General features: G+C 61.0%; 17 protein-coding genes. 12 read left to right on the plus strand and 5 right to left on the minus strand.

Features of this window, described 5'->3' with window-relative positions; all coding sequences use genetic code 11:
- Positions 1–143: 143 nt before the first annotated feature.
- Genes purM through BLT89_RS10140 form a run of 3 tightly spaced genes read left to right on the plus strand, consistent with a single transcriptional unit; the run spans position 144 to position 2,575 of the window.
- On the plus strand, positions 144–1,202 hold the full coding sequence (purM, locus tag BLT89_RS10130; protein WP_090194695.1) for a phosphoribosylformylglycinamidine cyclo-ligase: 1,059 nt from the start codon (positions 144–146) through the stop codon (positions 1,200–1,202).
- On the plus strand, positions 1,202–1,849 hold the full coding sequence (purN, locus tag BLT89_RS10135; protein WP_090194697.1) for a phosphoribosylglycinamide formyltransferase: 648 nt from the start codon (positions 1,202–1,204) through the stop codon (positions 1,847–1,849). The genes purM and purN overlap by 1 nt, the downstream gene beginning before the upstream one ends.
- Before the next feature lie 9 nt (positions 1,850–1,858).
- The gene (locus tag BLT89_RS10140) at positions 1,859–2,575 is read left to right on the plus strand and encodes a DUF3108 domain-containing protein (protein WP_090194698.1); all 717 of its coding nucleotides are present in this window, start codon (positions 1,859–1,861) and stop codon (positions 2,573–2,575) included.
- A gap of 126 nt (positions 2,576–2,701) precedes the next feature.
- On the opposite strand, the gene BLT89_RS10145 is transcribed toward BLT89_RS10140, so the two are convergent.
- Entirely contained in the window at positions 2,702–3,481 is a 780-nt protein-coding gene (locus BLT89_RS10145; RefSeq protein ID WP_090194700.1) for a hypothetical protein, read from the minus strand.
- A gap of 380 nt (positions 3,482–3,861) precedes the next feature.
- Here BLT89_RS10145 and BLT89_RS10150 point away from each other — a divergent pair, with 380 nt between their 5' ends.
- Positions 3,862–4,689: an SDR family NAD(P)-dependent oxidoreductase gene (locus BLT89_RS10150; RefSeq protein WP_090194701.1), complete on the plus strand. Its 828-nt coding sequence runs from the start codon at positions 3,862–3,864 to the stop codon at positions 4,687–4,689.
- Between the two features lie 28 nt (positions 4,690–4,717).
- On the opposite strand, the gene gloA is transcribed toward BLT89_RS10150, so the two are convergent.
- The gene (gene gloA, locus BLT89_RS10155) at positions 4,718–5,110 is read right to left on the minus strand and encodes a lactoylglutathione lyase (RefSeq protein WP_090194702.1); all 393 of its coding nucleotides are present in this window, start codon (positions 5,108–5,110) and stop codon (positions 4,718–4,720) included.
- A gap of 226 nt (positions 5,111–5,336) precedes the next feature.
- On the opposite strand from gloA, the gene nifJ reads away from it, so the two are divergent.
- The 4 genes from nifJ (at position 5,337) to BLT89_RS10175 (ending at position 12,659) form a co-directional block, all read left to right on the plus strand.
- A complete protein-coding gene (gene nifJ, locus BLT89_RS10160; protein ID WP_090194704.1) occupies positions 5,337–8,951 on the plus strand; it encodes a pyruvate:ferredoxin (flavodoxin) oxidoreductase in 3,615 nt (1,204 codons plus the stop codon).
- Complete coding sequence (locus BLT89_RS10165; RefSeq protein WP_090194705.1) at positions 8,944–9,954, plus strand: dihydroorotate dehydrogenase-like protein; 1,011 nt, start codon at positions 8,944–8,946, stop codon at positions 9,952–9,954. The genes nifJ and BLT89_RS10165 overlap by 8 nt, the downstream gene beginning before the upstream one ends.
- A 221-nt stretch (positions 9,955–10,175) precedes the next feature.
- Entirely contained in the window at positions 10,176–12,317 is a 2,142-nt protein-coding gene (locus tag BLT89_RS10170; protein WP_157718846.1) for an AarF/UbiB family protein, read from the plus strand.
- Positions 12,318–12,449: 132 nt separating this feature from the next.
- On the plus strand, positions 12,450–12,659 hold the full coding sequence (locus BLT89_RS10175) for a YgdI/YgdR family lipoprotein (protein ID WP_090194708.1): 210 nt from the start codon (positions 12,450–12,452) through the stop codon (positions 12,657–12,659).
- A gap of 81 nt (positions 12,660–12,740) precedes the next feature.
- Here BLT89_RS10175 and BLT89_RS10180 read toward each other — a convergent pair whose 3' ends face one another.
- Positions 12,741–13,958 (minus strand): argininosuccinate synthase, encoded by a 1,218-nt coding sequence (locus tag BLT89_RS10180; RefSeq protein WP_090194710.1) that lies wholly within the window; start codon positions 13,956–13,958, stop codon positions 12,741–12,743.
- 239 nt (positions 13,959–14,197) lie between these two features.
- On the opposite strand from BLT89_RS10180, the gene pyrC reads away from it, so the two are divergent.
- From pyrC to bfr, 4 genes are all read left to right on the plus strand, one after another.
- Entirely contained in the window at positions 14,198–15,244 is a 1,047-nt protein-coding gene (pyrC, locus tag BLT89_RS10185; protein ID WP_090194712.1) for a dihydroorotase, read from the plus strand.
- Complete coding sequence (gene rnt / locus BLT89_RS10190; RefSeq protein ID WP_090194713.1) at positions 15,241–15,915, plus strand: ribonuclease T; 675 nt, start codon at positions 15,241–15,243, stop codon at positions 15,913–15,915. Before pyrC ends, rnt begins: the two co-directional genes overlap by 4 nt.
- Positions 15,916–16,272: 357 nt before the next feature.
- Positions 16,273–16,488, plus strand: a complete 216-nt coding sequence (locus BLT89_RS10195; protein ID WP_090194715.1) for a bacterioferritin-associated ferredoxin — start codon at positions 16,273–16,275, stop codon at positions 16,486–16,488.
- Between the two features lie 71 nt (positions 16,489–16,559).
- On the plus strand, positions 16,560–17,030 hold the full coding sequence (gene bfr / locus BLT89_RS10200) for a bacterioferritin (RefSeq protein ID WP_090198917.1): 471 nt from the start codon (positions 16,560–16,562) through the stop codon (positions 17,028–17,030).
- 60 nt (positions 17,031–17,090) lie between these two features.
- Here bfr and grxD read toward each other — a convergent pair whose 3' ends face one another.
- Both grxD and BLT89_RS10210 read right to left on the minus strand, forming a co-directional pair.
- Positions 17,091–17,417 carry a Grx4 family monothiol glutaredoxin gene (gene grxD, locus BLT89_RS10205; RefSeq protein WP_090194716.1) on the minus strand — a complete coding sequence of 109 codons (327 nt, stop codon included), beginning with the start codon at positions 17,415–17,417 and terminating at the stop codon, positions 17,091–17,093.
- An 829-nt stretch (positions 17,418–18,246) separates the two neighbouring features.
- Complete coding sequence (locus BLT89_RS10210; RefSeq protein WP_090194718.1) at positions 18,247–20,355, minus strand: molybdopterin oxidoreductase family protein; 2,109 nt, start codon at positions 20,353–20,355, stop codon at positions 18,247–18,249.
- Between the last annotated feature and the right edge of the window lie 178 nt (positions 20,356–20,533).

Raw genomic sequence — 20,533 nt, forward strand, 5'->3', positions numbered from 1 at the left:
ACCCGTGACGAACAGCCTTCAGTGCTCCGCCTGCCATGCGCCGATGGTCGCCCACGCCCAAGCCTGCTAAAATCGCCGGCCTTCGCAGAATGGCCAATACGGCCCGGCTGCTTCCCCCTTTTTTACTTACAAGGCCTTGGCCCATGAGCAAGCAACCCTCCATCAGCTACAAAGACGCCGGTGTGGACATCGACGCCGGCGAGGCACTGGTTGAACGTATCAAGAGCGTTGCCAGGCGCACCGCTCGCCCGGAAGTCATGGGCGGTCTGGGCGGCTTCGGTGCCCTGTGCGAAATCCCCGCCGGCTACCGGCAGCCGGTACTGGTCTCCGGCACCGATGGTGTCGGCACCAAGCTGCGTCTGGCGCTGAACCTGAACAAGCACGACAGCATCGGCCAGGATCTGGTCGCCATGTGCGTCAATGATCTGGTGGTCTGCGGCGCCGAGCCGTTGTTCTTCCTCGACTATTACGCTACCGGCAAGCTCAACGTCGATGTGGCTGCCACCGTGGTTACCGGCATCGGTGCCGGCTGCGAACTGGCCGGCTGCTCGCTGGTCGGCGGCGAAACCGCAGAAATGCCCGGCATGTATGAAGGCGAAGACTACGATCTGGCCGGTTTCTGCGTCGGTGTGGTGGAGAAAAGTGAAATCATCGATGGCTCGAAAGTGGCCAGCGGCGATGCACTGATTGCCCTGCCTTCCTCCGGCCCGCACTCCAACGGCTATTCGCTGATCCGCAAGATCATCGAAGTGGCCGGTGCCGATATCGAAAACGTGCAACTGGATGGCAAGCCGCTGGCAGACCTGCTGATGGCGCCCACCCGCATTTACGTCAAGGCGCTGCTCAAGCTGATCAAGGACACCGGCGCGGCCAAGGCCATGGCACACATCACCGGTGGCGGTCTGCTGGACAACATTCCGCGCGTGCTGCCCGAGGGCGCCCAGGCCATCGTCGACGTTGCCAGCTGGCAGCGCCCGGCGGTGTTCGACTGGCTGCAGCAACAGGGCAATGTCGACGAGCATGAAATGCACCGGGTACTCAATTGCGGTGTCGGCATGGTCATTTGCGTGGCCAGGGAGCAACTGGATGTCGCTCTGGACAACCTGCGCGCCTCGGGTGAGCAACCCTGGGTGATCGGCCATATCGCCGACGCCGCAGCCGGCGCAGCGCAAGTCCAGCTGAACAACCTGAAAGCGCACTGATGCCTGCAACCTGCAATGTCGTGGTGCTGATCTCGGGCTCCGGAAGCAACCTGCAGGCCCTGATCGACAGTACCGGCACAGACAACCCGGCCCGTATCCGCGCGGTCATTTCCAACCGTGCGGACGCCTACGGGCTGCAACGCGCAGAAGCGGCCGGCATTCCGACCCGCACCCTTGACCACAAACAATATGCCGACCGCGAAAGCTTTGATCAGGCCCTGATCGAGATCATCGACAGCTATGACGCCGAACTGGTGATACTGGCCGGGTTCATGCGCATCCTCAGCCCCGCTTTTGTCCGCCATTACCATGGCCGCCTGCTGAACATCCATCCGTCGCTGCTACCCAAGTACAAGGGCTTGCACACCCACCAGCGGGCGCTGCAGGCCAACGAGAAAGAACACGGCTGCAGCGTGCACTTCGTCACCGAGGAACTGGATGGCGGGCCGGTAGTGCTGCAGGCGGTCATCGCGATCCATAGCAGCGATACCCCTGAAAATCTTGCCCAACGCATTCATACTCAGGAACACCGGATTTACCCGCTGGCCATGCGCTGGTTTGCCGAGGGACGGCTGCAACTTGGTCAAGCCGGCGTCGAGCTGGATGGCCAGCCGCTCCCCGCCAACGGCCAGCAACTACCCAACTAGGAGAGACCCATGCGTCGCGCGCTACTGCTCTGCCTCACCCTGTTCAGTTTTCCGGCCCTGGCTTTCGAGCTGGAGCCTTTCACCGCCAGTTACACCGCTGACTGGAAACAATTACCGATCAGCGGCAGTGCCGAGCGCAGCCTCAAGGCGCTGGACAACGGCCGCTGGGAGCTCGACTTCGAGGCCTCGATGCTGATCGCCAGCCTCAACGAAAGCAGTATTTTCACCCTCGACAAGGGTACTTTCCTGCCACTCTCCTACCGCTATAGTCGCGGCGGCATTGGCAAGAGCAAGGAAATCAATCTGGATTTCGACTGGCAGCAGAAACAGGTCATGGGCACTTACCGTGACGAATCGGTGCACCTGCCCCTCAACCGCGGCCTGCTCGACAAATCCACCTATCAGCTGGCGCTGCAACAGGACGTTGCAGACGGCAAAACCAGCATGACCTATCAGGTAGTGGATGGTGATGAGGTCGAAACCTACGATTTCCGCGTGCTGGGTGAAGAGCGGGTAAGAACCAAAGCCGGCCTGATCGATGCCATCAAGGTCGAACGTGTACGTGATCCGACCAAAAGCTCACGCAAAACCATGTTCTGGCTGGCCAAGGACTGGAACTTCCTGCTGGTGCGTCTGCATCAGGTCGAGAAGGACGGCAAGGAATACCAGATCATGCTCAAGCAGGGCGAAGTGGCCGGTCGCCAGGTCAAGGGCAAAGCCGAATAAGCCCAGCCAGCGGCTCGGAAAAAACCGGTACAACGAAAAAGGCGCTGCACAACCAAGTTGTGCAGCGCCTTTTTCGTTGTCTGGCCAGTCGTTTCAATAACTGGCCAGATTCAGTTGCAAGAGCAATCAGCGATCCTGCGGATTCTCCGGATCAAGCCCCTGAGCCTCGATGGCAAGCTCGGTGCCCAGGTCATTCAGGTCAATCACCGTGCGGGTCATGTAGAACTCGGCACCACCGTTGGGCCGGCCTTTGGACTGCAGCAATTGCTTGCGCACGAAGCGGTAGTTTTTATAGGCCGGCTCGAGATAGTCAGCGTTTTGCGGACGCCTCTCCAGCAGCACCTTGAAATTTTCATCAATTTTCTTGTCCAGCATCGGCAATTGAGCCGGGTCGATACTAAAAGGCGCTTTCTCGGCTTCATCCAGCGGATAACGGCGTAGCTGATAGTCCATCAACAGGCTGGAGATGTCCTCGCCCTGATCGTTGAGCAATGTAACCGGCGATGGCGTCAAGGCCTCTTCTGCCTTGTATTGCTCACTCACTGCTGCCTGTATCTGCTTGTTCAGCTGCAGAATGCGCAGGACGCTCTCCGGGAAGATTTCCGAGTCGCGACGCTTGGTTTTCTCCAGTTTTTTGAAAATGGTGTTCATTTCCTCGTAGGCATCACGCATGGCCGGCGGGTTATCCACCTGGGTGATTTTGGTATCCATCACCACCAGCGCGCCGAAAGCGGCGGTCAGGCTTCGCTCATCCGGCGTACGATCCTTGGGGTTGAAGTAAACCATCGCACTGGCAGCAAACAGGTTGCTGTTGGTCCTGATCTCATTCAGGTGCTGAATGTTCGAAAGGTCCGCACGTGCAAAGGAACAGCAGAAGGCGAGAATCAGAAATAGCGCTGAGCGCATAACGCGTAGCTCCCAATTTTGTTCTAGTTATTTGGTTACCCAGATACCCCGAAGGGCGTTCCCCCTGAGAAAGCGGGTTTGGTGCCCAAGAATAAAGCCGTCAAGCTTGAAGCGCTACCCCCATTAACAATTGGCGCCAATCAAGTGACGGAATGCATCCGGAAGACAAGCGCAAACTGCTTGTAACCGGCGCCTTTATCCGTCGACCGGCTTTCTCGAGGTTGGTTCTTATGCCACCCCGGGTGCACTGCAACGGCACGCACAGCCGTGCCTTCCAGTTCAAGACCTGGGCATTCAGCCGGATAAATGCGCAAGCCTTAGCACAATACCTTCAAAGCGTATATTGTAAGTGCCTACAGTTTTTTCCAGGAGCAGCAACCTTGGCCATTCCCCAATTGCAAGGCAAACAGGTTCTCATCACCGGCGCCGCCTCCGGCATCGGCCGTGCCTCGGTACTGGCCTTTGCCCGCCAGGGTGCCAACATCATTGCCAGCGATCTGCACCTGGACTCCCTGCAGGGCCTGCAGCAGGAAGTACAGGCCCTTGGCGTCGACTGCCTGATCTACGCAGTTGATGTCAGTGACAACAACGCCATGGCCGCTTTTGCCAAAGAAGTGCAGCAGCAGGTTGGCGCTCCGGATGTGCTGTTCAACAATGCCGGTATTGCCTATATGGGCAAGTTCCTCGACAGCGGGCTGGAGCAGTGGCAGCGCATCATCAACGTCAACCTGATGGGTGTGGTACACGGTTGCTACCATTTCCTCCCGTTGATGCTGGCCGCCGGCGGGCCACGCCAGGTGGTCAATGTGTCGTCCACCGCCAGCTATGCCCCGTCACCATCCATGGCTTCCTATGCGGCGTCCAAATTCGCCGTTGCCGGCTTCTGCGATGTGCTGCGCATGGAGTTGCACGGCAGCCAGATCGGCGTCACCGATGTCTGCCCAGGGGTAATCAACACCGCGATCACCGCCAGCGGTGCTGCGCCTTCCATGCAGGGCGAGCAAATCCAGCGCCTGCAGGCCTATTACATCAAGGAAGGCTGTTCGCCGGACGTGGTAGCCAATGACGTGGTCAATGCCGTCATGGCCGGCAAGACCCTGGTCCTGACTGGCCCCTACTCGCGCCTGCTCTACCATCTCAAGCGGGTCTCGCGGCGCCTGCTGTTCAGGCTCACGGTGAAAACCGCACCGAAGCTGGGCTACCTCTGAAAAAGCCGGCGGGTGCTGAAGCAGCGGCCTAGTCGCTGCGTTTGGCCGACAACAGTTCGATCTTGTAACCGTCCGGGTCTTCGACAAAGGCCAGGATGGTACTGCCGTGTTTCATCGGCCCCGGCTCCCGGGTGATCTTGCCACCCAACTGGCGAATGCCTTCACAGGCCTTGTAGACATCCTCGACTTCCAGGGCGACGTGCCCATAGCCGGTGCCCTGCTCGTACTGATCGACACCCCAGTTGTAGGTCAGTTCGAGCACGCTGTTGTGTGCCTCGTCGCCATAGCCGACAAATGCCAGAGTGAACTGACCGTCCGGATAGTCATTGCGGCGCAGCAGGGTCATGCCCAGCACCTCGGTATAAAAGGCGATGGAACGGTCCATATCGCCGACGCGCAGCATGGTGTGCAGGATTCGCATGGGGCACCTCGAAAGTTCGTGAGCAGTCCCGCATTGTGCCGCCTGCCAGCACGATTAGCCATTTCCGCAGCCAGCACCACGCTGAAATTGACCCATGTCAGGCTTTGCCCAGTTAGCTGACCGACAAAGGATTCCAGCGGAAAAATCGCCCTAGAATCGAATGACAAATTCTCCTTCGGCCAACCTTGTGCGTGGTTGAACCGGTGCTTTCACTGCAGGAACTGTCATGAACCCGATGCTCACCATCGACGGCAACGAAGCGGTCGCCAACGTGGCGTTTCGCCTCTCCGAAGTCATTGCGATCTACCCGATCACGCCCTCTTCGGGCATGGGTGAACTCTCTGACGAGTGGGCCGCCCGGGGCAGGACCAATCTCTGGGGCAGCGTGCCGCGAGTGGTCGAACTGCAATCCGAAGGCGGTGCTGCCGGTACCGTGCATGGTGCCTTGCAGGGCGGTGCGCTGGCGACCACCTTCACCGCCTCCCAGGGCCTGCTGCTGATGATCCCGAACATGTACAAGATCGCCGGCGAGCTGACGCCAACGGTGTTTCATGTGGCGGCCCGCTCGGTAGCCAGCCATGCGCTGTCGATCTTCTGTGACCATTCCGATGTCATGGCCACCCGCGCCACCGGCTTTGCCCTGCTGGCCTCCAACTCGGTGCAGGAAGCCCAGGATATGGCCGCCATCGGCACCGCCGCCTCGCTAGCCGGACGCATCCCGCTACTGCACTTCTTCGACGGTTTCCGCACCTCCCACGAGGTAGCCAAGATCCATCCGCTGACCGACGAGGTGCTGCAACAACTGATTCCGCTGCAGCTGCTGGCAGAGCAGCGCCAGCGCGGCCTGTCGCCGGAACGGCCGGTGGTGCGCGGCACCTCGCAGAATCCGGATGTGTTCTTTCAGGCCCGTGAAGCACAAAACCCCTGGTTCGATGCGTTTCCCGGCATAGTGCAGCAGACCATGGATCGCTTCGGCGAACTCACCGGCCGCCATTACCGCTTGTTCGACTATGCCGGTGCAGCGGATGCCGGGCGGGTCATCGTGCTGCTGGGTTCGGGGGCGGAAACCGTCGAGGAAACCGTCGAACATCTGAACCGCCTGGGGGAAAAAGTCGGTGTGCTCAAGGTCCGCCTGTTCCGCCCGCTGGACCCGCTGGCACTGGTCGCCGCCCTGCCGGCCAGTTGCCGCAGCATTGCCGTGCTGGATCGCTGCAAGGAGCCGGGCGCTGCCGGCGAACCCCTGTACAAGGATGTGCTGACCGCACTGGCCGAGGATGCCGGCAGCGCGCAGCCGCACTTTGCCCGCCTGCCGCGGGTGACCGGTGGCCGCTACGGGCTCGGCTCCAAGGAATTCAGTCCGCCGATGGTCATGGCCACCTTCGCCGCGCTGGCCGACCCGCACAGCCAGCGGCGCTTCACCCTCGGCATCCACGACGATCTGACCGGCCTGTCACTGCCGTTTGATCCGGATCTGCGCACCGATGCTTCGAAACAGGCCTTCTGCGCGGTGTTCTATGGCCTCGGCTCGGACGGCACGGTGTCGGCCAACAAGAATTCGATCAAGATCATCGGCGACGAAACCGAACTGCATGCCCAGGGCTTCTTCGTCTATGACTCGAAGAAGGCCGGCGCCATGACCGTTTCGCACCTGCGCTTCGGCCCGCAACCGATTCATTCGGCCTACCTCACCGGTAACGGCGATGCGCGCTTTGTCGCCTGCCACCAGCCGAACTTTATCGACAGCCATGACCTGTTGGCCCATGCCGCGCCGGGCGCCGTGTTCCTGCTCAACAGCAGCCTGCCGACCGCACAAGTGTGGGCCAGCCTGCCACCAGCCATGCAACAGCAGATGCTCGACAAGCAGATCCGCTTCTTTGTTATCGACGCCTACCGGGTGGCGCAGGACGCCGGCATGGGCCGGCGCATCAACACGGTGATGCAGACCTGTTTCTTCGCCATTTCCGGCATCCTGCCGCAGGACCAGGCGCTTGCCGCAATCAAGCATGCCGTGGAAAAAACCTACGGGCGCAAGGGCCGGCGCATCGCCGAACTGAACTACCGGGCCATTGACCAGGCCCTGGGCAACCTGCAGCAGGTCGAATTGCCGCAAACCCTGGAGCAAGCACCATCGGCAACGGCGGAGATCCCGCTGCTGGATGTCACCGACTTCGTCCGTGAGCTGACCCTGCCGATGATCGCCGGCCACGGTGACCGCCTGCCGGTGTCGCTGTTCCCCGCCGATGGCACCTGGCCAAGCGGTACCGCAAAGTACGAGAAACGCAATCTGGCGCTGCAGATACCGGTGCTGGAAACCGACCTGTGTACCCAGTGCGGCAAGTGCGTGTTCGTCTGTCCGCATGCGGCGATTCGCGCCAAGGTCTACCCGGCCGAGCTGGCGCAACAGGCTCCGGCCAGCTTCAAGTCCATGGCCACGCGCAGCAAGGATTACCCGCCGGGCCTGCTGATGAGCTACCAGGTGGCACCGGAAGATTGCACCGGCTGCACCCTGTGCGTGGATGTCTGCCCGATCCGCGACAAGTCGAATGTCTCGCGCAAGGCGCTGAACATGGCCGACCAGCCCCCCTTGCGCGAGCAGGAAGCGGCCAACTGGCAATTCTTCCTCGGCTTGCCCGAGTACGACCGCCGGCAGCTCAAGCACAGCACCATTCCCGGCTCGATGCTGCTCGAGCCGCTGTTCGAGTTCTCCGGTGCCTGTGTCGGCTGCGGTGAAACCCCCTACATCCGCCTGGCCACCCAGCTGTTCGGCGAACGCATGCTGGTCGCCAATGCCACCGGCTGCTCGTCGATCTATGGCGGCAACCTGCCCACCACCCCCTACAGCAAGAATGCCGAGGGCCGGGGGCCGGCGTGGAACAACTCGCTGTTCGAAGACAACGCCGAGTTCGGCCTCGGCCTGCGTCTGGCCAGCAGCCAGCTGGCCACCGCTGCGACTACCCAGCTGCAGGCAATGGCCGGACAAATCGACGCCAGCCTGGTGGATGCGCTGTTGGGTGCCGACCAAAGCGACGAGGCCGGTATCCAGGAGCAACGCGAACGGGTTGCCAGTCTCAAGGCACGCCTGGCCGAACTCGCCACACCGGCCGCACAAGCCCTGGCGGCCTGTGCCGACAGCCTGATCCGGCGCAGTGTTTGGATCATCGGCGGCGACGGCTGGGCCTATGACATCGGCTTCGGCGGCCTTGATCATGTACTGAGCAGCGGCGAAGACGTGAATATCCTGGTGCTGGATACCGAGGTCTACTCCAATACCGGCGGCCAGAATTCCAAGGCCACACCACTGGGTGCCGTGGCCAAGTTTGCCGCCGGCGGCAAGCCCAATCACAAGAAGGACCTGGCGCGCATCGCCATGGACTACGAGAACGTCTACGTCGCCCAGGTCGCTTACGGGGCCAAGGATACCCATACCCTGCGCGCCTTCCTCGATGCCGAAAGCTATCCCGGAGTATCGATCATCATTGCCTACAGCCCGTGTATCGCCCACGGCATCGATCTGGCGCACAATCTCAGCCAGCAGGATCTGGCGGTAAAAACCGGTCACTGGCCGCTGCTGCGCTACGACCCGCGCCGACGCGAACGCGGCCTCAACCCGCTGACGGTCGACAGCGCCGCACCGAGCCTGCCGTTCCATGCGTTTGCCGGCAACGAAGCGCGCTTCAGCGTGCTCGAACGCCAGCACCCCGAGGCCGCCGCGCACTTCATGGCAGAGTCCGGGCGGGCGGCGCGCCTGCGCCATCAGGAATACGTTGATCTGGCCGGGCTGGCCCTGCCCGAATCCGTACTGGATGCGCCCGGCCCAACCGAGGGAGAAGAACATGCCTGATTTATCCACCAGCTATCTCGGACTGCAGCTGAAAAATCCGCTGGTGCCCTCCTCCAGCCCGCTCAGCTACAAGCTTGACGCCTTGCTGCATCTGGAGGACGCCGGCGCGGCGGCAATTGTCATGCACTCGCTGTTCGAGGAGGACGTACGCAACGAAGAGCAGATGCTCGATCGCTTTCTGATCAACCCCGATGCGTTTGGCGAGTCCTCCGGGCACTTGCCGCGACACGCCAACTACCAGAGCAAACTCGACGCCTACCTGGAGCAGATCAGCCTGCTCAAGCAGCGCCTGTCCATCCCGCTGGTGGCCAGCCTGAATGGCACTACAACCGGTGGCTGGCTGCAGCTGGGCAAGGAAATCCAGGATGCCGGCGCCGATGCGCTGGAGCTCAACAGCTGGTTCGTGCCTACCGACCCGCATATCAGCAGCAGCGCCCAGGAAGAACAGTATCTGGCGCTGCTGCGCGAGCTGAAGGCGGTGGTGTGCATTCCCGTGTGCATGAAGCTGAGCCCGTTCTTCAGCTCCCTGCCGCACTTCGTCTGTCAGGCGGAAGCGGCCGGTGCTGCCGGCGTATCGCTGTTCAACCGGTTTTTCCAGCCGGATATCGACCTCGAACACCTGCGCATCATTGATCATGCCCAGCTGACCAGCTCTGCCGATACCATGCTGGCGATGCGCTGGATCGCCATCCTGCGTGGCCGCAGCGGTCTCAGTCTGGCCGCCACCGGCGGCGTGCACCAGCCGGCAGACGCGCTGAAGATGCTGCTTGCCGGCGCCGACGTGGTGCATATGGCCAGCGCCCTGCTGCAACGCGGCCCACAGGCCCTGCGCGAGGTACTCGAGGGTATGCATGACTGGATGGAACAGCATGAGTACGACTCGGTCGGGCAGCTCAAGGGCGCCATGAGCCAGCAAAACCTGCCGGATCCGGGCGGGTTTGCGCGGGCAGCCTATCTGAATGCGCTGAACTCCTTCAGCCCGCCGGCCGGAGTGCGCTATTAGGGCGCAGCAAGCGCCCGGGTCGCACAGCGCTGTCTCTCTCAGCACGCTGCCGGCCTGCCCGGCGGCGGCAGCGCAACGCACCCCGAAAGAGTCGCCCAAGGCCGCCAGCTGCGGCTGCGCGAGCAACCGTCGGCTCGTATCTACTGCCGATTTATCAACAAGATAGCTGCACTTTGCGGAATTTCGGGCCAGACCCTACAGACCGACAAACGGACTGATCAGTGGCCCTTACTTTTATCCGCCGCATGGGTGAAAATGCGCGCCCTTCTGGTTTTACCGGCGCCAATCTGCTGCTTGGCTCTGCCTGTCACTTCCCGGATACCCTGATGCCCCGTGCCCCCAAGCCCACCCCTGTAGAATCATCGCTGAGCTTTGGAGAGTTGCTTCCCGCCCTGAAAGACCGCACCCAGTGGGCGCTGCGCTCTACCGGCGAGCTGACGGTTGGCCTGGCGCGCATCATCAAGTCTCTCGGCCCGCTGATCGACCTGCTCAACAGCAACGAGGACATCAACGAAGCCCAGCTGCATGCCGTACTCGACAACCTGTTCGACAGCATTGCCCAGCACCCGCTGGTGGGCCAGCTACGGGTGCTCACCGAACGCATGCGCGAACGGCGCATGTTGCCCAACGAAAGCACCACCGAAGACCTGATCCGTTTTCTCGTCGACCAGGTGCACAAGCGCAGCCTGATCAACATTCCCAAGGAAGTTACCGAGGAATTCTGGCGTTTCTTCGACGAACTGATGAGCGAGCCGGAGTTGCGCGGCCTCGGCGAAGTCAGTCTGGACGTGGTGCGCATCCTGGTCAGTGCCTATGAGCCCTTGCTGGTATCGCTGATCAACCAGCTCAAGGCCCTGCGCAAGGTCAACGACCGCAAGCTGCGCGACATTGCCCTGAGCGCCCGCGTGGTGCGCGATGACCTGCTGATCTTCCGCCGGCAGATCCGTGCCCTGCGTTTTGTCCGGCAGTTCTTCGAAGTCGATCCGGAAGACCTCCAGGGCCAGGCCGAAGTGGTTGCGCAGATGGTCCGCGAGTTCGGCCCGCTGTTTATCAAGATGGCCCAGGTAGCGGCCTCCAATTCGGACTTCCTGCCGCAGGAAATGGCTGATGCGCTGGCAGTGTTCCGCGAGGACGTCGATCCGATGACGCCATCGGAAGTGGAACAGGCGTTCATCGAGTGCTTCGGCGAATCGCCGCGCGACCGCTATTTCGGTTTCGACGCCAGCAAACCGCTGAAATCCGGCTCGATTGCCTCGGTCTATCTGGCGCAGAAGCCGATGAAGCCCACGCGCAAGGGCCAGCGCCATCTGGTGCCGGTGGTGGTCAAGGTCGGCCGGCACAACCTGGCGCGGGAATTCCTCATCGGCAAAACCGTGATCAAACTGGCCATCGTCAGCAGTCACTACTGGGCGCCGCACTCCAAGCTGGCACCCTTCTTCAACTCCTGGCTGGACCAGATCGACGTGTTTGTCGAAGGTTTCAACTGCGAACTGGACTTCGAAGCCGAAGCGCAGAACCAGACGCGTTTTGCCCGGCGCATCCGCCCAGGCGATGACTGGTATGTGCCGGAAGTGTTCGTCAGTTCACGGCGCATCATCGAAATGGAACTGGTGGACAACGCCCAGTGCCTGTCCAGCGCGTTCCAGATCGGCTCGCCGCTGCGGCGCAAGAAGATCCGGCGCAAGGTCGGCCGCTCCTTCCTGCAGGCCATGCTCACCCAGATGCTGGTCTATCGGGAATTCCATGGCGACCTGCACGCCGGCAATGTGCTGGTGGACCCGGCCGGCAAGCTGCATTTCATCGACTGGGGCAATACCGTGCCGCTGGAAGGTATCTGGAAGCCGGCACTGCGCTATCTGCAGGGCGTGCTGTCCGGCGATAGTGATGCGGTGGTGACTGCCGTGATCGAGATGAGCGTGGCCGGCAATGTCAGCGCCAAGGAGCGCAAGGAAATCGAAGCCAGCGTGATCAAGGCCTTTGCCGCTTCGGACATGACGCCACTTGGCTACGACTTTGCCCGCACACTCTATGAAGAAGGCACTGAAGGATTAATCGAGCGCGTTGACCTGGCCATGCGTCTGGCCAGCGGCTTCACTCGTCAGGGCCTGATAATCAAGGGTGAATACATGCATCTGTCACGCTCGGTGACGGCCATGATCGGCTCGTACATGGCGATCTACAGCGGGCTGCCGCGCAGTGCGATGGTGCTGGATGCACTGGAAGTGAGCTGGCGCTTTCCGCTGTCGATTGGCCGTCTCGGCTTCGACACGGCACGCAAGCGTGTGCTGCAGCACCTTCTCGGCATGGCAGCGAACAAGAAGATGCTGGCCCTGTTGCCGCAGGCTGAACTCCCAACCGACTGACCATCCGCCTGTGCACAACGACTATCGATCAGAGGTAAAGTTTGACCCAAATCAGCTGCAGGCTGGCTGCGACTGGTTAGCCTGCACCATTACTTCCCGGCCCAAGGCTGTTTCTCAATGAGGACAAGTACCATGCGTAAAATAATTCTGGCCACCTGCTGCCTGCTCAGCCTGGCAGGCTGCTCAAGCGAATACATCGTTGCTACCAAGGATGGCCAGCTGATCACTACCAGTGACGAGCCAAAACTGGATAAAAATACCGGCATGTACGAGTTTGAAGACAGCGAAGGGCGTGAACAGCAGATCCAGAAGGACTCGGTAACGCAGATTCTCGAACGCTGAACCCCCCGCAAGAAGCAATGCCGGATCCAGACGAAAACGCCCTGCAAGTGCAGGGCGTTTTCAGTTCGGCAATACCACCACTCAGAACAGCTTGCGGCCCTTGATCGCCGCGATGCGCATGCGCAACGCATTGAGCTTGATGAAGCCGCCGGCATCGACCTGATCGTAGGCGCCGCCATCTTCCTCGAAGGTCGCAATACCCGAATCGAACAGCGAGTCATCGGACTTGCGGCCGGTGACGATGACATTGCCCTTGTACAGCTTGAGCCGCACCACGCCATTCACGTTGGCCTGCGAGGCGTCGATCATCTGCTGCAGCATCAGACGCTCAGGACTCCACCAGAAGCCGTTGTAGATCATGCTGGCGTACTTGGGCATCAGTTCGTCTTTCAGATGTGCCACTTCGCGGTCGAGGGTGATCGACTCGATGGCACGGTGTGCCTTGAGCATGATGCTGCCGCCGGGGGTCTCGTAGCAGCCACGCGACTTCATGCCGACATAGCGGTTCTCGACGATATCCAGACGACCGATGCCGTTCAGTCCGCCGATGCGGTTCAGTTCGGTCAATACCGTGGCCGGACTCATCTCCACACCGTCGATGGCAACGATATCGCCCTTGCGATAGGTCAGCTCGATCCAGGTCGGAACGTCAGGCGCCTTTTGCGGGCAGACGGTCCACTTCCACATGTCTTCTTCGTGCTCGGTCCAGGTGTCTTCCAGCGGGCCGCCTTCGTAGGAGATGTGCAGCAGGTTGGCGTCCATGGAGTACGGCGATTTCTTCTTGCCGTGGCGCTCGATCGGGATGCCGTGGGTTTCGGCATAGTCCATCAGCTTCTCGCGCGACAGCAGGTCCCACTCGCGCCAGGGCGCAATCACCTTGACGCCCGGCTTGAGGGCATAGGCGCCCAGCTCGAAACGCACCTGGTCGTTACCCTTGCCGGTCGCACCGTGGGAGATCGCATCGGCGCCGGTTTCATTGGCGATTTCGATCAGGCGCTTGGCAATCAGCGGACGGGCAATCGACGTGCCCAGCAGGTATTCACCTTCGTAAATGGTATTGGCACGGAACATCGGGAATACGAAGTCACGCACGAACTCTTCACGCAGGTCATCAATGTAGATTTCCTTGACGCCCATGGCCTTGGCCTTGGCGCGCGCCGGCTCGACTTCTTCGCCCTGACCCAGGTCCGCGGTAAAAGTCACCACTTCGCAGTGGTATTCGTCTTGCAGCCACTTGAGGATTACCGAGGTATCCAGACCACCGGAATACGCCAGGACAACCTTTTTTACGTCCGTCATTGCTTTACTCCACGCGCTTGTACGGCAAAGCCGGTAATTCTACCGGCCGCGACGGCCGATTTACAGTAGCCAGACTGCGCATGGCGACCAAGCACCCGCATATATCGGTATAGACCTGCAGTTTTCCGTGGTTTCAGCCGGATCAGCGGGGCATCTGCCTGCTGGCACAGCAGTCGGGATGCCGCTGCAGCGCTTTTCCGGTAGCATGCACGGCCAGATTTCCCGCCTGGAAACACCCCATGTCCGATCGCATTACCCTGCTGCGCCCCGATGACTGGCATATCCATTTGCGTGATGGCGCTGTGCTGCAGCATACGGTGGCCGATGTGGCGCGCAGCTTTGCCCGCGCCATTGTCATGCCCAATCTGGTGCCACCGGTACGCAACGCCGAACAGGCGGCTGCCTATCGCCAGCGCATCCTCGCCGTGCGTCCCGACGGCAGCCAGTTCCAGCCGCTGATGGTGCTCTATCTCACCGACCGCACCACCGCTGAAGAAATCCGCACAGCCAAAGCCAGCGGCTTTGTGCATGCAGCGAAGCTCTATCCGGCCGGCGCCACCACCAACTCGGACTCGGGCGTTACCTCCATCGACGGCATCTTCCCGGTGCTCGAAGCCATGGCCGAAGTCGGCTTGCCGCTGCTGGTGCACGGCGAAGTCACGCGCAATGAAATCGACGTGTTCGATCGCGAAAAAGCCTTTATCGACGAACATCTGCTACGTGTGGTCGAGCGCTTCCCCACGCTGAAAGTGGTGCTCGAACACATCACCACCGCTGATGCCGTGCAGTTTGTCAGCTCGGCAGCGGCCAATGTCGGCGCCACCATCACCGCCCACCATTTGCTGTACAACCGCAACCACATGCTGGTTGGCGGTATTCGCCCGCACCTTTACTGCCTGCCGATCCTCAAACGCGGCAGCCATCAACAGGCCCTGCTGGCTGCGGCCACCAGCGGCAATCCGAAGTTTTTCCTCGGCACCGACTCGGCACCCCATGCGCAACATGCCAAGGAAGCCGCCTGCGGCTGTGCCGGCTGCTACAGCGCGCACGCCGCCATCGAGCTGTATGCCGAAGCCTTTGACCAGCAGCAGGCGCTGGACAAGCTGGAAGCCTTCGCCAGCCACTTCGGTGCGGACTTCTACGGTCTGCCGCGCAATACCGACCGCATTACCCTGGCCCGTGAAGACTGGGTCGGCCCTACCGAACTGCCGCTGGGCGAGCAGACGGTCATTCCCCTGCGCGCCGGTGAAAAACTGCGCTGGCGGCTGCTGGAGAATCAAGCGTGAGTGAAGACAACTACGAAGACGAAAGCGAAGGCAATCTGCCCAGCGGCCCGCGCCACCCGATGGCCGCACGCTTTCGCGGCTACCTGCCGGTAGTCGTGGATGTCGAGACCGGCGGTTTCAACTGTGCCACCGACGCCCTGCTGGAAATCGCCGCAACCACCGTCGGCATCGATGAAAGCGGCATGCTGTACGCCGAGCACACCCAGTTTTTCCGCGTCGAACCGTTTGCCGGCGCCAATATCGAACAGGCGGCCCTGGAGTTCACCGGGATCAAGCTCGATCACCCGCTGCGCATGGCGGTCAGCGAGGAGCACGCGCTGAACGAGATTTTTCGCAGCCTGCGCAAGTCGCTGAAAGCCAACGGCTGCAAGCGCGCTATCCTGGTCGGCCACAACAGCAGCTTCGACCTCGGTTTCCTGAACGCCGCCGTGGCCCGTTGCGGCATCAAGCGCAACCCGTTCCACCCGTTTTCCAGCTTCGACACCGCCACCCTCGCCGGCCTGGCTTACGGCCAGACCGTGCTGGCCCGTGCCTGCCAGGCTGCCGGCATCCCTTTCGACGGCAAGGAAGCGCACTCCGCCCGTTATGACACCGAAAAGACTGCCGAGCTGTTCTGCGGCATCGTCAATCGCTGGAAGGAAATGGGCGGCTGGGACGAATTCGACGACTGAGAAATACCGTTCTGCGCCCAATAAAAAACCCCGGCAAACCGGGGTTTTTTATTGTCTAAACCCTAGGGTGGGCTTCAGCCCACCAAGGCCCGCATTCGGCGGCGGTGGGCTTCAGCCCACCCTACGCAACACCGCCTGCAACACATGAAGCAATCAGCCTTACAGGTTGCCGGCATTCTCGCTCAGGTAAGCCGGCACACCGTCCGGTGTGGCAGTATTGATTGGTCATCATACAGCTGCCTTTTGCTCCTCGTAGCAGCGCCATCGGGTGCGCTGAATCCTGATTGCACGCAATTGACAATCGTTATCATTAAGATTAAGTTATCCGCACTTCAACAACTTTCCGAGCCTACCGAAATGTACGTTTGTCTCTGCAAAGGCATCACTGACGGGCAAATTCGCGATGCAATCTATGAAGGCTGCTGCAGCTTCCGCGAGGTTCGTGACACCCTCGGCGTGGCTACCCAGTGCGGCAAATGTGCCTGCCTGGCCAAGCAAGTAGTCAGCACCACCATTGGTGATCTGCACAACGCCCAGGCGGCACTCGCCTACCCTGCGAGCCTGCCCGGCTAAGTATCCGTTTTGACACTTGCGCGCGCGCCGGCCAAACTGCAAGCCCCGACTCTCCAATGGCAGGCTTCGACATGAAAGGCGACAAGACAGTTATCCAGCACCTGAACAAGATCCTGGCCAACGAGCTGGTGGCGATCAACCAGTACTTCCTGCACGCGCGCATGTATGACGACTGGGGCCTGAAAAAGCTCGGCGAGCACGAGTATCACGAGTCAATTGACGAGATGAAGCACGCCGACCAGCTGATCAAGCGCATCCTGTTTCTCGAAGGGCTACCCAATGTGCAGGATCTGGGCAAACTGCATATCGGTGAAAACACCGCCGAAATGCTCGCCTGCGACCTGAAGATCGAACACAAGGCACACGTTGACCTGAAAGAGGCGATTGCCTACTGCGAAAGCATCGCCGACTACGCTTCACGCGATCTGCTGCGCGAAATCCTCTGCTCCGAAGAAGAACATATCGACTGGCTGGAAACCCAGTTGGGCCTGATCGACAAGGTCGGACTGGCCAACTACCTGCAGTCACAGATCGAAGAATAAGCAGTCAGCAAAAACAACAGACCCCGCACTTGGCGGGGTCTTTTTTTTGCAACAGCCCGATCAGGCGTTGGCTTTGCTGGCTGCTTCCTTGATCAGGGCCTGCAGCTCACCCTTCTCGAACATTTCCAGCATGATGTCGCTACCGCCAACCAGTTCACCAGCGACCCACAGCTGCGGGAAGGTCGGCCAGTTGGCGTACTTGGGCAGGTTGGCGCGGATTTCCGGGTTCTGCAGGATGTCGACAAAAGCGAATTTCTCGCCACAACCCATGACTGCCTGGGCCGCCTTGGCCGAGAAGCCGCACTGCGGTGCGTTCGGCGAACCCTTCATGTACAGCAGGATGGTGTTTTTTTCGATCTGGTCTTTGATGGTTTCGATGATATCCATGGGGCACCTCGGCTTAATTGCACCGACTCCAGGTCGGCTGGATGGCGCCATTGTAACGGAAGGCCGAGCGTGATGCTTGGTCTTTGCCACAGAGAAATGCACACAGCAACGCTGACAGGGGTTGCCGGGTGTTTCCGCGTGACGGATTGGTAATCCGCTGCTGACTTTATTGGTTTGGCATTGGCTGTGAGCCAGAGCGCCACGCTTTCCCCGGATTGAAACTACAGGTTGCGCCTTGCACGGCGCCTCACTTTCTCTTTGTTTGCGCAAAGAGAAAGTAAGCAAAGAGAAAGCGCACCCGGCATACGGCCCATCACTTCGCTACGCTACGTTCCGGGTACGTTCGCTCCATCGGCATTCCAGGGGCACGCTGCGAAGGGCCATCCCTGGCCCATCGCAGCTCTCGCGGCATCCCTGCCGCTCAACCCCTTCCACACCGATTCCGCTCACCCTGCTGACGGGACTTTCAGTCCGTGCAGGCAGGTAGCATTTGACTTGTGGTTTTGGTGGTTCGGCTGGCGACTATTTCCCTATCAGGAGGCCGAACGGAGGTGCCGTGTAGAGGGGCATTTGGCATGGATGCCAAATGAGGAACGATGGGCCATGGATGGCCCTTCGAGACGACCCTCGGAACGGTGCCGCAGTGAGGGAAGTCGTGCGCAGCGCGACCCGGATGCCGGGGTGTGTTTCTTTTGCTTACTTTGCTTTGCACAAGCAAAGAAAAGTGAGGCGCCCGGCGGGGCGCAACAGAAACGCCCAGTCAGCCTCGATAATCAGCCAGGTAAGATGCAAATAAAACACCAGCGGATTACCAATCCGCTACAACTCCTCAAGCCGCCGCCACCTGCACCGTCACCCCGTTCAATGCCGCATTACCCGACAGTGCATCGATGAAGCGCTCATCGGTCAGGTCGTTGGCACTGACACCCGGTTGCTTGCTGGCAATATCCATCTGCACACCCTGACGTCCATGGCCCCAGCCATGGGGCAGGCTGACCACGCCGGGCATCATCTCGTCGCTGAGCGCGACCTCCACCTCGACCATGCCAACCCGCGACTGCACGCGCACCCGCTGACCATCAGCCAGCCCGCGCGCGGCCAGATCCTGCGGGTGCATCAGCAGCTGGTGGCGCGGCTTGCCCTTCACCAGACGGTGGTAGTTGTGCATCCAGGAGTTGTTGCTGCGCACATGCCGCCTACCGATCAGTAGCAGCTCACCGGCTGCCGGTCTGGCCTGTTCGGCAAAGCGTTGCAGATCACCGAGCAGCAGAGTCGGCGCAGCCTGCACCTGCTTGTCGGCCGTTTTCAGGCGCTCGGCCAGATTGCTCTGCAACGGCCCCAGATCAATACCGTGGGGATGTTCACGCAGTTTGGCGAGCGACAACTTCTGCCCGGAACGGTCACCATAGGGGCCGTAACGCAGGCCCATGTCGATCATCTGCTCGGGGGCCATGGTCGGTTTCAGCTCGACGCCGCTATGCGCGGCAAACGCCTTGGCCAGGCCGACAAAAATCTCCCAGTCATGCAGCGCCCCCTGTGGCCGGGGCAGGATCGCCTCGTTGAAGCGGGTGACGTTGCGCACCGCCAGCAGATTGAAGCTGGTGTCGTAATGGTCGTGCTCCAGCGGTGCGGTCGGCGGCAGGATCAGGTCGGCATGGCGGGTGGTTTCATTGATGTACATGTCCACACTGAGCATGAACTCCAGCCCTTCCAGCGCCTGATCCAGCTGGCGGCCATTGGGCGTGGACAGCACCGGATTGCCGGCCACCGTGACCAGCGCGCGAATCTGCCCTTCACCGGGGGTGAGCATCTCTTCGGCCAGCGCCGCCACCGGTAATTCGCCACCGTATTCGGGCAGTCCGGAAACCCGACTCTGCCAGCGGTTGAAGTGCGCGCCGTTGGTGGAATTGACCACATCCACCGCGGCCACGGTACACAGCGCGCCACCGACCCGGTCGAGATTGCCGCTGACCAGGTTGATCAATTGCACCAGCCACTGGCAAAGGGTGCCGAATACCTGGGTGGAAACCCCCATGCGGCCATAGCACACCGCCTTGTCGGCAGCCGCGAAATCACGCGCCAGCTGACGGATGAGGTTCTCGCTGATCCCACAACGCTCGGCCATGGCCGCCACGCTGAAGCCGCTCAGGGCTGCACGCACCTGATCCAGACCTGCCACCGGCAACGGGCTGCTGCGCCCGAGGGCTTCCTCGAACAGAGTATTGAGGATGCCGATCAGCAGCGCCGCGTCCTGGCCGGGGCGAATGAACAGATGCTGGTCGGCGATGGCCGCGGTTTCACTGCGCCGTGGATCGACCACCACCAGCTTGCCGCCACGTTTCTGGATGGCCTTGAGGCGCTTTTCCACATCCGGCACGGTCATCAGGCTGCCGTTGGAGGCCAGCGGGTTGCCGCCGAGTATCAGCATGAAGTCGGTGGCGTCGATATCCGGGATCGGCAGCAACATGCCGTGCCCGTACATCTGCATGCTCACCAGATGATGGGGCAGCTGGTCGACCGAGGTGGCGGAAAAGCGGTTGCGGGTTTTCAGCAAACCGAGAAAGTAGTTGCTGTGGGTCATCAGCCCGTAGTTGTGCACGCTCGGGTTGCCCTGATAAATGCCCACGGCATTCTTGCCATGCTCGGCCTGGATCGCTGCCAGCCGTTCGCTGACCAGTGCAAAAGCCGCGTCCCAGCCGATGGGCTGCCAGTCGCTGCCAACCCGCCGCATCGGCTGGCGCAGGCGATCCGGATCATTCTGGATGTCCTGCAGGGCCACCGCCTTGGGGCAGATATGGCCGCGGCTGAAGCTGTCCTGGTGATCGCCCTTGATCGACTGAATGGCCATCGAGCCATCGGCAGCAGTCGAGGTTTCGATGCTCAGGCCGCAGATGGCCTCACACAGATGACAGGCGCGATGGTGCAGTTGCTTGGCCATGGATACCCCTCTGACCCGGATGTACAGCACCGCCACTCAAGGGCGGTGCAGGAATGGGAATGGCTGCTCGCCCGGCGGCAGTCTGACTGCTGCCGACTATGGCCGGCAGGACTGACAGTTTCCAGTCTAGCTGCCATGCTGAATCGGGCAGTATCAGGCGGATGGCTGGATAGCGCGC

Origin of the sequence: Pseudomonas pohangensis, assembly GCF_900105995.1 — a bacterium.
Lineage (GTDB): Bacteria > Pseudomonadota > Gammaproteobacteria > Pseudomonadales > Pseudomonadaceae > Aquipseudomonas > Aquipseudomonas pohangensis.